Source organism: Enterococcus sp. AZ109 (assembly GCF_051714625.1).
Taxonomy (GTDB): Bacteria; Bacillota; Bacilli; order Lactobacillales; family Enterococcaceae; genus Enterococcus_A.
Map to the genome: position 1 here is coordinate 3,119,367 of NZ_JBIOSF010000001.1, position 14,997 is coordinate 3,134,363.

Annotated in this window: 11 protein-coding genes and 1 other annotated feature; of the genes, 7 read left to right on the top strand and 4 right to left on the bottom strand. The window is 37.9% G+C overall.

Annotated features, from left to right (window positions below; translation table 11 throughout):
• Positions 1-62: 62 nt before the first annotated feature.
• Entirely contained in the window at positions 63-998 is a 936-nt protein-coding gene (locus IGI42_RS15450) for an aldo/keto reductase (RefSeq protein ID WP_438716760.1), read from the bottom strand.
• Positions 999-1,125: 127 nt separating this feature from the next.
• Positions 1,126-1,328: a binding site (T-box leader), on the top strand.
• Between the two features lie 49 nt (positions 1,329-1,377).
• On the opposite strand from IGI42_RS15450, the gene hisS reads away from it, so the two are divergent.
• From hisS to IGI42_RS15470, 4 genes are all read left to right on the top strand, one after another.
• On the top strand, positions 1,378-2,676 hold the full coding sequence (gene hisS / locus IGI42_RS15455) for a histidine--tRNA ligase (RefSeq protein ID WP_438716761.1): 1,299 nt from the start codon (positions 1,378-1,380) through the stop codon (positions 2,674-2,676).
• 486 nt (positions 2,677-3,162) lie between these two features.
• Positions 3,163-4,935, top strand: coding sequence for an aspartate--tRNA ligase (gene aspS / locus IGI42_RS15460; RefSeq protein WP_438716762.1), 1,773 nt, complete (start codon positions 3,163-3,165; stop codon positions 4,933-4,935).
• A 102-nt stretch (positions 4,936-5,037) separates the two neighbouring features.
• Positions 5,038-5,916 (top strand): YitT family protein, encoded by an 879-nt coding sequence (locus IGI42_RS15465; RefSeq protein ID WP_438716763.1) that lies wholly within the window; start codon positions 5,038-5,040, stop codon positions 5,914-5,916.
• 274 nt (positions 5,917-6,190) lie between these two features.
• Positions 6,191-8,041, top strand: coding sequence for an acyltransferase family protein (locus IGI42_RS15470; protein WP_438716764.1), 1,851 nt, complete (start codon positions 6,191-6,193; stop codon positions 8,039-8,041).
• A gap of 18 nt (positions 8,042-8,059) precedes the next feature.
• On the opposite strand, the gene IGI42_RS15475 is transcribed toward IGI42_RS15470, so the two are convergent.
• Together IGI42_RS15475 and IGI42_RS15480 are read right to left on the bottom strand one after the other, a co-directional pair.
• Positions 8,060-8,338 (bottom strand): GIY-YIG nuclease family protein, encoded by a 279-nt coding sequence (locus IGI42_RS15475; protein ID WP_438716765.1) that lies wholly within the window; start codon positions 8,336-8,338, stop codon positions 8,060-8,062.
• Positions 8,325-9,062 (bottom strand): tRNA1(Val) (adenine(37)-N6)-methyltransferase, encoded by a 738-nt coding sequence (locus IGI42_RS15480; RefSeq protein WP_438716766.1) that lies wholly within the window; start codon positions 9,060-9,062, stop codon positions 8,325-8,327. The genes IGI42_RS15475 and IGI42_RS15480 overlap by 14 nt, the downstream gene beginning before the upstream one ends.
• Before the next feature lie 80 nt (positions 9,063-9,142).
• Here IGI42_RS15480 and IGI42_RS15485 point away from each other — a divergent pair, with 80 nt between their 5' ends.
• On the top strand, positions 9,143-9,769 hold the full coding sequence (locus IGI42_RS15485) for a lysophospholipid acyltransferase family protein (RefSeq protein WP_438716767.1): 627 nt from the start codon (positions 9,143-9,145) through the stop codon (positions 9,767-9,769).
• 48 nt (positions 9,770-9,817) lie between these two features.
• On the opposite strand, the gene IGI42_RS15490 is transcribed toward IGI42_RS15485, so the two are convergent.
• Positions 9,818-10,546, bottom strand: a complete 729-nt coding sequence (locus tag IGI42_RS15490; RefSeq protein WP_438716768.1) for a DUF554 domain-containing protein — start codon at positions 10,544-10,546, stop codon at positions 9,818-9,820.
• A gap of 198 nt (positions 10,547-10,744) precedes the next feature.
• Between IGI42_RS15490 and IGI42_RS15495 the strand changes: the two genes are divergently transcribed.
• Positions 10,745-11,884, top strand: a complete 1,140-nt coding sequence (locus IGI42_RS15495; protein ID WP_438716769.1) for an exonuclease SbcCD subunit D — start codon at positions 10,745-10,747, stop codon at positions 11,882-11,884.
• Positions 11,874-14,993: an AAA family ATPase gene (locus tag IGI42_RS15500; protein ID WP_438716770.1), complete on the top strand. Its 3,120-nt coding sequence runs from the start codon at positions 11,874-11,876 to the stop codon at positions 14,991-14,993. Before IGI42_RS15495 ends, IGI42_RS15500 begins: the two co-directional genes overlap by 11 nt.
• The last annotated feature ends 4 nt before the right edge of the window (positions 14,994-14,997 follow it).

Genomic DNA, 14,997 nt, shown 5'->3' on the forward strand with positions numbered 1-14,997 from the left:
AGAAAAAAGCGAGAGTCTCTTACATTTAGACAAAAGAAAAAACTGAGATGAAAACCTCAGTTTTATTGGAAAATTTGATCTATTGTTTTATAGTCTTCTTCAGATAATCGAATATCTACTGCCTGTGCATTTGCTTCGACTTGTTCAGGACGTTTAGCTCCTGGAATAACGACACTGACAGCTGGATTTTTCATGTACCAAGCCAAAACTAGTTGTGCAATCGTGGCATCATATTTTTTTGCAATAGGATGCAGTGAATCAACTTTTTCTATAATCTGTTCGAAACGTTCACCTTTAAAGTCTGGATTGTCATTACGAATATCAGAGCTATCAAAGCTGTTTTCTTTGCTGTATTTACCGGTAAGTAATCCAGAAGCAAGTGGGAAGAAAGGTACGAAGCTGATTCGATTTTCCTTCAAATATGGAAATAGCTCATTTTCTGCTTCGCGATGCAGTAAACTGTATTCATCTTCCACAACATCCACATAGCCATCTTGATTGGCTTCCTTCAGTTGTTCCAGTGAAAAATTCGAAATCCCGATTGCACGGATTTTACCCGCTTCCTTCATTTCATGTAGAGCAGCCACTGCTTCATTTTTAGGGGTATCTTCATCTGGAAAATGAATGTAGAAGATATCAATATAATTTGTTTGCAGACGGTGTAAAGCATCTTCCACTGCTTGTTTTAAAAAGGCAGGTGAATTATTAAGGGCACCATCTTTAGAAATATCTTGAGCGGCCTTCGTAGCGATAATTACTCGTGAACGATCGTAAGCAGGTTCTTGCAGAACTTCACCAATCAATTCTTCCGAGCGACCCATCCCGTAAGCAAAGGCAGTATCCAGCAAAGTAATACCGTTATCTAAACCTGCTCGAACAACTGCTTTTCCTTGCTCTTCATCTAGATTTGGGAATAAATTGTGTCCGCCAACGGCATTGGTTCCTAAACCCAAATCTGTTGCATAAACGCGTGATTTACCAATTCTTACATCTGTCATTAATTTCTCACTCCTTATCTTATGTCCTCAGTGTAAAGTGGAAAGTAAAAAAAGTGAAATATCTTGCTTTTTCTCTTCACTACATCTTGACTTTCCCACTCATTTTTAGTAGGTTTAAAGATGATAATTAACATCAATGAAAGAAAGAGTAAGCAACGAAGAGGGTGCAGAGAGAATTGCCTAGGCTGAGAGCAATTCCAAATCGAGTTTCTGAAAGACATTCTGGAGATGAGCGCGTGCAAAGCCGCTCCGTTTCGCAAGCGTTAATTGCTAGAGGAAAAAGGCAACTTTTTCAAAGATAGGTGGTACCGCGATTATTTCGCCCTTGTTCAAGCTGAGCAAGGGCTTTTTTACGTCAATCAAGAAAAGAGGCAAAAAGATGAGTTATCAGCGACCAAAAGGCACCAATGATATTTTACCTGGTGAAAGTGAAAAATGGCAGTTTATAGAAGAAACTGCGCGGCTATTATTTGGTGATTATCAGTATCAAGAAATCCGTACGCCTATGTTCGAGCACTACGAAGTCATTTCTCGCAGTGTAGGGGACACGACGGATATTGTATCAAAGGAAATGTACGACTTTAAGGATAAAGGAAATCGTCATGTTACTTTGCGCCCTGAAGGAACCGCCCCAATTGTTCGAGCATATGTAGAAAACAAGCTTTTCGGACCGGAACACAAAAAGCCCTACAAGGTTTACTACACTGGACCGATGTTTCGCTATGAACGGCCGCAAAAAGGACGGCTGCGTCAATTCCATCAAATTGGTATTGAGGCTTTCGGTAGTGAAAATCCTAGCCTAGATGTCGAAATTATGGCGATGGCGATGGACTACTTCAACCAATTAGGGATTCGCCAAATCCGTTTAGTGATTAATTCAATTGGGGATAAAGAAACTCGAGCGGCGTATCGCCAAGCCTTGATAGACTATTTAGAACCTTTTGAAGAACAATTAAGTGAAGACTCAAGACGTCGTTTGCACGAAAATCCGTTACGCGTCTTGGATAGTAAAGACAAGAAAGACAAGCCGATTGTTGTCGACGCACCAAGCATTTTAGATTACCTAAGCGAACCAGCTAAAAAGCATTTCGATGCAGTAACTGCCACCTTGAAGCATCTAGGCATTGATTACGAAATTGACCATCGCATGGTCCGGGGGTTAGATTATTACACCCACACCATTTTTGAAATCATCAGTGACGCACCCGGAATGGGCGCTCAGTCTACGATTTGCGGTGGCGGTCGTTATGACGGTTTAGTGGAAGAGTTAGGTGGACCAGCTACACCAGGCTTCGGCTTTGCGATGGGGATTGAACGCATCCTATTAACCCTTGAACAAGAAGATGTGTTGGTGCCTGCTATTAATAATTTAGATGCTTATGTTGTAGGAATTGGCGAAGGTACGAATATGGAAGTTCTAAAAATCGTGCAAGCTATTCGTGGTTTTGGTTACTCAGCCGATCGAGACTTCATGCACCGTAAAGCAAAAGCTCAATTCAAATCTGCCGACAAGCAAGGCGCTAAACTAGTTCTGACTTTAGGCGAGGACGAATTAGAAAAAGGTCAAATCAATGTAAAAGCATTGGCTTCTCACAGAGAAAAAACTTTCTCACTAGAAGAAGTTTACCAACAATTTAATGAAGTCTATGATGAAATGATGGCTTTCATTATCGAGTAAACAAAAATATAGTGTAAGATGCCAGTCCAACTCTTCACAGTTAACCAAAGCTGCACAAAAGTAATTAATTGTGATAACAACACGAAAGTGAAAGGCTAGTTGGATGGTATACGGAATGAAAAACGGACTAATTTTTCCGAAAGGGAAATTAATACATTAATATGAATGAGGATGCCAGTCCAACTCTTCACAGTTAACCAAAGCTGCACAAAAGTAATTAATTGTGATGACAACACGAAAGTGAAAGGCTAGTTGGATGGTATACGGAATGAAAAACGGACTAATTTTTCCGAAAGGGAAATTAATACATTAATATGAATGAGGATGCCAGTCCAACTCTTCACAGTTAACCAAAGCTGCACAAAAGTAATTAATTGTGATGACAACACGAAAGTGAAAGGCTAGTTGGATGGTATACGGAATGAAAAACGGACTAATTTTTCCGAAAGGGAAATTAATACATTAATATGAATGAGGAGTAGAATAATGGCTAAAAGATCAGTATATTGTGGTTTAATTTCTGACCAGTGGTTGGATAAAAAAGTAACATTAAAAGGTTGGGTACAAAAGCGCCGCGACTTAGGTGGATTGATCTTTATCGATTTACGCGATCGTGAAGGTGTCGTTCAAGTTGTCTTTAACCCTGAAGAATCTAAAACAGCTTGGGAAGTGGCCGATCAGTGCCGTAGTGAATATGTAGTAGAAATTACAGGTACAGTTATTCGTCGAGATGAAAATTCTGTTAACCCAAAAATGACAACCGGTGACTTCGAAGTCAAAGGTGAAGAAATCATCATCTTAAACGAAGCCAAAACACCTCCATTTTCTATTGAAGATGATCAAAATATCAGTGATGAAGTTCGCCTGAAATATCGTTACATGGATTTACGTCGTCCTAAAATGACTCAAAATATTTTGTTGCGTCATCGTTTGACACAATCAGTGCGTAATTTCTTGGATAATAACGATTTCCTAGATATCGAAACACCGTACTTGGCTAAATCAACACCAGAAGGCGCACGGGATTATTTAGTGCCATCTCGGGTGCATCCGGGACATTTTTATGCATTACCGCAGTCACCACAGATTTTAAAACAATTGTTAATGACTGCTGGTTTTGATCGTTACTATCAAATTGTTCGCTGTTTCCGTGACGAAGACTTACGTGGGGATCGTCAACCAGAATTTACACAAATTGATATTGAAACGAGTTTCTTGACTGCTGAAGAGATTCAAGATTATACAGAACAGATGATTGCCCAAGTTATGAAAGATGTTTTGAAGGTTGAAGTAACATTACCATTTCCTCGTATTTCTTGGGATGATGCGATGGAACGTTACGGTTCTGATAAACCCGATACTCGCTTTGACATGGAATTAATTGATGTAACTGAAATTGCTGCAGCCACAGATTTCAAAGTATTCCGTATGGCAACTGACAATGGCGGAGTAGTGAAGGCGTTAAATGCTAAAGGCGCAGCTGATAAGTATTCACGTAAAGAATTGGATCGTTTAGGACAGTTTGTCGGTCAATTTGGAGCAAAAGGCTTAGCTTGGATTAAAGTTGACGAAAATGGTGACCTAACTGGACCAATCGCTAAATTTATGGGCGAGGTTGCTGATGAACTAAAAGCAGCTATGAAAGCCGAAGCAGGCGACGTGTTAATGTTTGCCGCTGACCAATTCTTAACAGCAGTAACAGCTTTAGGAGCCGTGCGCTCTAAAGTGGGTAAAGAGTTAGGCTTGATTGATGAAAGCAAGTTTAATTATCTATGGGTAGTGAATTGGCCACAGTTTGAATACGACCAAGAATTAGGACGCTATGTTTCGGCACATCATCCATTTACAATGCCAAATGATGAAGATATCATTAACTTGAAGGATCACCCGGAAAAAGTTTATGCGCAGGCCTATGATATTGTGTTGAACGGTTATGAGCTAGGCGGAGGATCACTGCGTATTCATACGCGTGAGTTACAGGAACAAGTCTTTGAAACACTAGGATTTACTCGGGAATCTGCCAATGAACAATTTGGTTTCTTACTAGAATCATTAGACTATGGCTTCCCGCCAATTGGAGGAATTGCTTTAGGACTAGATCGCTTTGCTATGTTACTGGCTGGTGAAGACAATATTCGTGAAGTCATTGCCTTTCCGAAGAATGGGAAAGCAGCTGATCCGATGTCAGATGCGCCAAGTACTGTTTCACCATTGCAGCTTTATGAGTTGAGCATTAATACCACAAACGTGGAAGACTAAGAAAATTCTAAGATAAGCACGCTCTTTTTGAGGGTGCTTTCTTTTTGTTATGAAACCTCGTATAATATGAATGAATTTTCAGAAAAGAGGCCTTTAATTATAATGAAAAAAAAGATAGAGGGTTGGCCATACCATGATTTTGCCACCCGCTTGTCTGTTGCTGTTGTCTATGCGTTTTTAGCTTCTATAGCCGTGAATTTCTTTTACCAACCTGGAAATATTTATTCCAGTGGACTAACAGGATTTGCACAAATACTGACAACATTATCTCATCAGTTGATTGGTCGTACGGTACCAGTGTCGATTACGTTATTTGTCCTGAATATGCCATTGTTTGTTCTAGCTTGGTTTAAAATCGGGCATAAGTTTACAATCTTTACTTTCGTGACTGTATTTTTAACGTCCTTTTTCATGCATATCATACCGGAGACACAACTAACAGATGATCCGATCATTTGCGCCATTTTTGGTGGAGCTATAATGGGTGTCGGGATTGGTTTTGCGTTAAAAAACGGATTGTCTTCGGGTGGGCTGGATATACTGAGTATAACGATTCGTAAAAAGACCGGACGTTCAGTTGGGTCTATCTCAATTATTTTTAATGTAGTGATTATGCTAGTCGCTGGTATTTTGTTTGGCTGGCAATATATGTTTTACTCTGCATTATCAATCTTTATGAGTGGGAAATTAACTGATGCATTGTATACGAAGCAGCGTAAAATGCAGGTAATGATTGTTACCAAATGCCCTGATAAGGTGATTAATGGTATTCAAGATAGCATGCGAAGAGGAATTACGATCATTAATGAGGCTGAAGGGGCTTATAAGCATGATAAACAAACCGTTCTTTTTACAGTTGTTACACGGTTCGAATTGCCACAATTAGAAACTATTATGAAAGAAACTGATCCGGGTGCGTTTGTTAGTATCTCTGAAAATGTCCGCATTATGGGCCGGTTTTATGAAGAATCTTTAGACTAAGCGAAGCGGAGGCCTCGCTTTTTTTCTATTGTTAGTGATCATTTTATTCATGGCTATAGACCTTCTATGTTTCATTTACCCACGTGGAATAGATTAAAGGCCAATAGTAGAATTATTTCATCAATATTTATTCAAGAGAAGGCGAATGACGATTATAAAGAAGCAGTGAAAAAATAAAATTTAGGAAATGATTATTTTCTAAGATAGCACTTGCACTTTAATTGAATAGAACGTATAGTTTAAATTGATTCTATAGTAAAGTTGGAAAGAAAAAATGGAGAAAAGACTTAAGAATAGTCGATATATAACGGGGTTTGATGGACTTCGAGCTTTAGCAGTGATCGGGGTCATTTTGTATCACTTGCTACCTTCCCAAATGCGAGGGGGATTTTTAGGGGTTCCGGTGTTTTTCGTTGTTTCGGGATATCTGATTACCGATTTGTTGGTTCAAGAATGGAAGCAAAACGGTAGAATTAAATTGGGTCAATTTTATATACGAAGAATGAAACGCTTATATCCTGCATTAGTTACAATGCTGATTGCGTCCTCAGCCTATATCACACTATTTCAGCGTAATTTATTGAATAACTTACGAGGAAATGTAATCAGTAGCTTATTATATGTGAACAACTGGTGGCAAATTAATCACGGGCTTTCCTATTTTGATCGATTTGCAGGCGAATCGCCATTTACACATATCTGGTCGTTGGCGGTAGAAACGCAAAATTACTTGATTTGGCCAATTGTCTTTATTTTGCTAATGCGATTTGTTAAAAATCGTGGAAAAATATTTATTACGATATCAGTGGTGGTTTTGATTTCCGCTATTTGGATGGCTATTTTATTTACTCCAGGACAAGATCCTACTAGAGTGTATTACGGAACAGATACTCGCTTGTTTTCAATTTTGATGGGTTCTGGTCTAGCGTTTATCTGGCCAAGCACTCGATTGAAGGCAAAAATACCGAAGCAGGCTAAAAAGGTGCTGAACACTATTGGACTGGTTTCGCTTGTGTTGTTGATAGCTGCTTTTCTCTTTTTGAATGACGGCACGACATTCCTTTATTATGGCGGAATGTTCTTGATCAGTTTGCTTTGCGTCATACTAGTGGCTATCACGGCTCATCCAGGTGCAAGCTTAAACAAATGGCTGACAAATCCCTTATTTACATGGATAGGAAAACGGAGCTACGGAATCTATCTGTATCAGTTTCCGGTTATGATTTTTTATGAAGCAAAATTCAATGTAGCAGATCATTTGATCCTGCATACGATTATTGAGATTGTATTGATTTTACTAATCACGGAGCTTTCTTATCGATATATAGAAAAACCGATGCGCTTTTTCAATTATCGTGAACTTTTTTCAAACATTCGATCTTGGTTGCAGGCGCCTTTAAAGAGTAAACAAAAAATTTCTTTTTTATCTGTTTCTTTAATAACAGTGATTGCATTAGTAGGTTTGGTAATAGCACCTACTAACCAAGTAGATGCTAATCAAAAAGAATTGCAAAAACAAATTGAAGCAAATCAAAAAGAAGCGCAAAAAACGCAAACTTCTACCCAGACACAAACAACGGAGACTAGTGAGGTAGAGTTAAATGTAGCTGAGAAGTATGACTTAACTAATCGACAAGTCACTAAGGCAAAAAATATGCAGGTAACGGCATTTGGCGACTCTGTGTTGTTAGCTGGAGCTAGCGGCTTGCAAGAAATTTTTCCTAAAATGGTAATCGATGGGGAAGTAGGTCGTCAAGTTGGAGACAGTCCTCCATTATTACAAGAACTGAAGGACGAAAAGAAATTAGAAGATACCGTCTTACTGAGTCTAGGGACAAATGGTCCTTTTACTGATGACGAATTCGACCAGATGATGAAAGTTATCGGCACTAAGCGACGTGTTTTCGTATTAAATGTGCATGTGCCAACGCAACGCTGGCAAAATGAAGTAAACACTAAGCTTAATGCAATGGCTGAAAAGTATGACAATATAACTTTGATTGACTGGTATGGCAATAGTAGTTCTCAATCAAGTTGGTTTTATGATGATCAGGTGCATCCTAATCCTGAAGGAATCATCCCTTATTGTTCACTAATTGCAAAAGAATTGCTAAAAGGTCAATAAAAAGCGTTTTGTGAGTCCTCACAAAACGCTTTTTTTATGGTGTTCTTTTAAGTACTTATCCTTTTGAAATCGAGGAAGACGTTTGAAAGCAGCTTCAGCTTTCATAGCGTCACTTCGTGTATTGAACATTTCAGCATGAATCATAGCAACAGGACGCCGTTTAGCAGGATGAGTATATTTTGCACCTTTTCCCGAATTATGTTCAGATAAACGTCGTGTTAAATCCACTGTATATCCTCCGTAATAGGAATTGTCACGACAGGAAAGGACATAAAAATAATGATTACTCATTGCCATAAAGCATCTCCTTAACTAGTTTTGTATAGTTTCCTTGCTCATCATACGTAAATAGTGGTGGCAAAAAACGAAGGCCTTCATTTTTACCGTGCTTAATACCTTCAACTAACAAAATATTCGCATCCTTGCCTTCTTTAGGATAAACAAATTGAATCCGCTTAGGGGCAATTTTATGAGCCCTTAAGCAATCAATTATATCTAGAAAGCGATCTGGACGATGGACCATTGCAAAATGACCGTTCATTTTCAGTAAACGAGATGAAACTGCAATAACGTCCTCCAAAGTAGTGTGGATTTCGTGACGGGCCGCAGCTAGATAGGGATTAGGATTCTTTTTACTAGTAGGAAGCTCCTTAAAATAAGGGGGATTGCAAACAACTAAATCAATTGAATCTGGAGTAAATTGTGTGAAGGTATCTTTCAAATCCATTGTATACATAGTCATTTGTTGCTCTAAATTATTTAGCTGAATACTACGCTGCCCCATATCTGCTAAACGAGGCTGTAGTTCTATCTGATCAATTGAAGCCGAAGTTTTTCTACTGAGAAAAAGCCCTACCGCACCATTTCCAGCACAGAGATCAATAATTCTTCCATGTTTTGGTACTCTTGGGAAATTTGCTAATAAAACAGCGTCCAAAGAAAAAGAGAAGACTTCGGAGCTTTGAATAATTCGAATATCCTCAGCATATAATTGATCAATCCGCTCCCCATTGTTTAACATTTACTTATGCCCCCTTAAAAAAGTTGTGCGCATGTATTATACTACGTTTAGTTAGGTTAGAAAACTGAAAGGAAGAAAAAATGTTCTTTAAATTTGTTCGCGGCATTGTACGCATATTACTAGCAATCATTAACGGAAATGCGCATTATCAAAATCAAGAAGCATTGCCTAAAGATGAAAATTATATTTTAGTGGCACCACACCGAACTTGGTTGGATCCCGTTTATATGGCTTTGGGCGCATCACCAAAGCAGTTCTGCTTTATGGCTAAAGAGGAGCTGTTCAAAAATCCTATTTTGCGATTCATTTTAGTTCATATGAACGCTTTTCCGGTAAATCGTGATAAACCAGGACCAAGTGTAGTAAAAAAACCAGTAAAATTGTTAAAGAATTCTGATAAAAGCTTGATCATGTTTCCAAGTGGCACTCGTCATTCTACCGAACTAAAAGGCGGTATGGCTTTGATTTCACGCTTGGCCAAAGTAAAAATTGTTCCTTGTGTATATCAAGGACCTTTAAAATTTTCAGACCTATTCAAGCGCAAACCAGTCTACGTTCGATTTGGTGAAGCAATTGATATCAGTGACATTAAAAAGTTAGACAAGGATGGTCTAGCTGCAATTGAAGTTCGAGTGCAAGAGGCATTCAATACCTTGGATAATGAAATTAACCCAAATTATAAGTACGTACCAAAAGAAAAAAGATAACGTGAAATAAGCATGCCTAGGAAATTATTCTGTGGCATGCTTATTTTGTCATAGCAAAGGTAAAAAGATATTACTCCATATCCAGCTCAAAGGCATGACCAAGATCATTGAAGGAATCATATCAGCAGTTGGAAACATTTTGACTCGTATCATACGAAAAGAGGTCGCTACAATCAATAATCCGCCGCAAGAACGGAAGTCCAAAATCATTTCTGGCGTAGTCAAGGGTAAAATGACACCAGCAAATAAAAACAAAGACAAAAAAATGACAAACTGTGGTAAGGCAACTAGTGAAACAACATAGCCTAAATTGCAAGCAAAAATCGCTGCAGTAAAAAAATCGAGAATGGATTTTGCAATTAAGATAGTGTGTTCACCGGTCATACCTGCGTCTAAACTGCCATAAATTCCTGTACCGCTAGCGCAGAATAGAACAATAATTGTCACTAATCCTCTGACAAATTCATCATGTGGGATGGACAAATGCTCTTGTGGAAAGAATTTATTGACTGGCCGCTGCATCAAATCTGCAGCATGTTCAATTTTTTTCTCTAAACGCAAAAAAATTCCTAATGAAGTGCCTAAAATGACTGACAAAATAACTGCTGGTAGGTTTGCGGTTTGCGTAATAGCAGGAATTCCCATAGCCAAGGCACACAGACCAAAGATTGATTGAATTTCTTCTTTAAATCGCTCAGATAACAAATGACCTAAAAATCCTCCTGCTAACCCTCCTATTATAATCGATGCTGAATTAATAATTATTCCGATGGGCATAACTGACCTTCTTTCTATAAAATTATGATTAAATTTATCCTATCTTATTTAAAAAGAAATTGGTAGTATCAACTTAATTTTTTTGGGAACCATAGAAATTAAAAAAAGTGTAGCTAAGTACTTTCTCTTCAACAGCAGAAAAAAATAAAGACTCATGTTATACTTATAGGAAGGACTTCTTTAGAAAAAGGTGATTTTTTGAAATTTTTACATACAGCTGACTGGCATATTGGTAAAAAATTACATGGCTATGATTTACTAGAAGATCAAGCATTTATACTCGAACAGATTCTAACAATCGCTAGAGCTGAGAAGGTTGATGCAATTGTGATTGCTGGAGATCTTTATGATCGGTCAGTTCCTTCTGAAGATGGCGTTCGCTTACTGAATCAGACGATTGCAGCGATGAATCTAACAGAGAAAATTCCCTTATTAGCAATTTCTGGCAATCACGATAGTCCAACCCGTCTTTCTACAGGCGCTCAGTGGTTTGCGCAGTCTAACTTTTATCTTCATACTCGATTAGATCAGGCGTTCGAGCCCGTGATTATACAAGATACAGCATTTTTTTTATTACCTTATTTTGAACCAGTTGATGCAAGGATTTACTTTGAGGACCCTACAATTCGAACGATTCACGAGGCAATGCCATTGGTTGTTGAAAAGATGAAAGAACAATTCGAGGATCAGTACAAACAGGTACTTGTGAGTCATTTTTTTGTTTCTGGCAGCAGTCGAACAGATTCTGAGACAAAAGTAGAAGTCGGCGGATTGGATGGGATAAATGGCTCTTTGTTGGAAGTATTTGACTATGTTGCACTAGGACATCTACACAATAAAAATGCATTAAATCTGTCCAATGCTCGCTATAGCGGTTCTCCTTTAAAATATTCTCTTTCGGAAAAGGACCAGAAAAAAGGAGTATGGATTGTAGAAACCAATGACCAATTGATCCTGCAATTTAAAGAATTGACTCCTCTAAGGGAACTGAAAGAGTTGCAGGGTGAATTTTCACATTTTTTGGATCCATCTTTCTATCAGAAGCTTAATCGGGATAATTACTATTCAATAAAGTTAGAGGACCGTACGATCATTCCAAACATGATGAATCAACTTCGAAAAGTATATCCCTATGTGCTTCAAGTGGAGCGGCTGTATGGACGGGAAAATTATCAGCAGTTATCTGTTAAAAAGCTGAAAGAACAAACGCCAATTGAGCTGACGGAAGATTTTTTTACTACAATTGTCCAAAAAACGCCTACTACAAGGCAGCATAAATGGATTGAGCAGACTTTTTACCAGTTAATAAAAAAAGGAGGCACAGAAGATGCTTCCTAAAAAAATAATCATGGAAAATTTTGGACCATTTGTTCATGAAGAAGTAGATTTTTCCTACTTTTTTGATACGCCTCTTTTTTTAATCAGTGGAAAAACAGGTGCAGGTAAAACAACTATTTTTGATGCAATTACATTTGCTTTATTTGGTGATGCTTCAGGCGGAGTACGAAATGCTAGTGAAATTCGCTCAACTTTTGCCAATCCTACTGAAGAAACTAAAGTTACATTTTACTTTGAGCATCAAGGCCGCCAGTTTATTATTGAGCGGTCGCCCAAGCAGATAATCGAAAAGAAGAATGGGAAAGGTAATACAACTAAAAATCAAAAAGTTCAATTAATTGTTTTGAATGATGAAGGGAAAGAACTGGAAGCTTATCAAAAAATTGAACCTGTAAATGACATGATTTATAGCATGCTTCATTTAAACAAAGATCAGTTTAGACAAATTGCAATGTTGCCTCAAGGTGAGTTTCGTACTTTTCTCGTTGCCAATAGCTCAGAAAAGGAAATTGTTTTACGCAGCTTATTTGCTACTGCTGTATATCGAACATTTACCGAAGAACTAAAAGCTAAAAAACAAACGCTAGAAAAAGATGTTAGTGAAATTATGGTGAGAATTGATCAACTATTTCAGCAAGTAACAACAGAAAAAGGGGATACTTATCAGGAATCACTTAATACAGCGAAAGACTATCTAACTACCGAAAAAAAACTAGTGCAAGAAATGCAAAAAGAACTATCTACTAAAACGATAAACTATAAAAAGCAACAGGGGAAATTAGCTGAAGCTGAACAAATACTTATTAAATTTCAGCAATTTGACGAAGTGCAAAAAGAAGTTCAATTGTTCCAACAGCAAGAACCTGATATACAGAAAAAGCGTACAGTTGTAAATATGAAAAAGAAAGTCCAACAAGTTCTGCCAATATACACAAATTTGCAGGAACTAGGTAAAAGAGTTCAGGAGTTAAGACAACAAATTGCAGATACAGAAGAGGCTTTGAAAATACTCGAAGAAAAGCAAAAAAAATTTCATCAGCATGAAGAAATTTTTAAATCTGAAGAAGCTTTATGGGAGACAAAAGAACAGCAGCTTCAAGAGTGGAAAACTGCCTTACCTTTTGTAACTCAAAAAGAAGAATTGGAAGCTCAAAGACAGCAACAATTACACGAGCAAAAGATAGTCCAGCAGGAAGCTGACCGGATCACTGTGGCGGTAAAAAATATTGAAATGCAAATGGCTAAGCTGAAAAAACACCAAGATGTTGAAAATTTTTGGCAAGATCGCCGTTATCAGGAAATTCAGTTCAATCAACAAATTGAACAACTGTTACAAGAATTAAGGCAACTAGATCAGCAAGAGGAGCGAGTCGAGGAGCAACAGATTCAATTAGCAGTACTTACTGATCAAATCAGTCAAATCAGTAATAAACTAACGGAACAAAATGCAGCATTCAAAAAACGAAAAAGTCAATGGACAAGACTTGAAATTGCCCGGTTGAGTCAAGAATTGCTTCCCGGTGAACCGTGCCCAGTTTGTGGCTCACTGGATCACCCGAATCCTGCTAGTGGAGAAGGTGTTTCAAGCGAAGAGCTTATGCGACTACAAATTAAAATGGAAGAGACTGAGAATTTGGTAAAACGGCTGCAAGTTCAAAAAGCAACTGCCGAGAATGAGTTGCGGATAAATTCAAACAAATACGAAACAGCCCGAAAAGAATATGATCAGCAAGTAGTCGAGTTTCAAAAGAAAATAGAAGTACTTATTAGACGAGTGGAAGACTATTATAATGAACAAGTCGACATGCCGTTAGAAGAACTGAAAGCTTATTTGACGATGAAAGAAGAACAGACTACTCAAGAACTTGCAACGATTATTGCTGCTAAGCAAGAACTTATACGTTTAGAAACTAAAAAAAGCAAGTTAGGAGGAAATTATGAGAAAATAGCAGCACAGATACGTGAAAGTCATGCGCTGTTTCAATTGCTTTGCGGGCGGCTTCAAACTGTGTCTGAACAAGCAAAAAGTTTAGAAGCCGATTCACTAAAAAAAAATATCGATGATTTAGAATTTGCTATCAGTGAAAGACAAACTCAATTAGAAGTACATCAAAAAGAACAACAGCTCATTCATTCAGAAAAGGTTCGGTTAGCAGAGAGCTTGAAGCAGTTGACGAATCAAGAAAACTCACTGACAATAGAACAAGAACAAAAATCTGCTGATTTTTCTGAGATGCTTTTAGAAATGAAGCTCACAATAAAAGACATTACAAAGAAAGAAAATACATCCAAAGACCTCGAAGAGCTAGAACGAGCAATTAAGACTTTTGATGAAAAGCAGCTACTAACTTTAGATCGTCTGAAACAATTAGAAAATCAACTAGCTGATAAAGCTTTCCCTGATCTAGAACCAATAAGAAAGCAGACCGATCAATTGGAAGCATCTGTTCGTGAAGCACAGGAAAGATTTTACCAAAAAGATCTAGAACTAAAACAATTTGAAAAACTACTTCAGCAAATTGAAGAATTGCATTTTAGGGGGAGTCATCAGCTGGATGAACTAACTGAATTAACGGAACTTTTCCAGGTAATGAATGGGGACAACCAATCTAAAATTAGCTTAGAGCGATTTGTTCTACAGTGGTACTTGAATGAAGTACTGCAAGCAGCTAATCAACAATTAGCCTTGTTGACTAATAGCCGATACCAATTTGAATTAAATCAGCAAATAGGTCGTTCTAAAGGGAACACTGGATTGGAAATCAACATTTATGATGACAATACTGGAGCTAGTCGAAGTGCGCATACTTTATCAGGTGGTGAAAGTTTTATTGCTGCCTTGGCGCTAGCATTAGGGTTAGCTGAAGTTATCCAAAATAAATCTGGGGGGATTGCAATGGAAACTTTGTTTATTGATGAGGGGTTTGGATCATTGGACGAAGAAGCATTGGAGATGGCTGTGAGTGCTTTAGAAGGAATAGAAAGTCAAGGTCGTATGATAGGCATTATAAGTCACGTCAGGGAATTGAAAGAACGAATTCCCCTACAAGTAATTGTCCAGACAAGTGGGACTGGCCAAAGTACGATTTGTTATCAAATAGAAGGATAGGAGA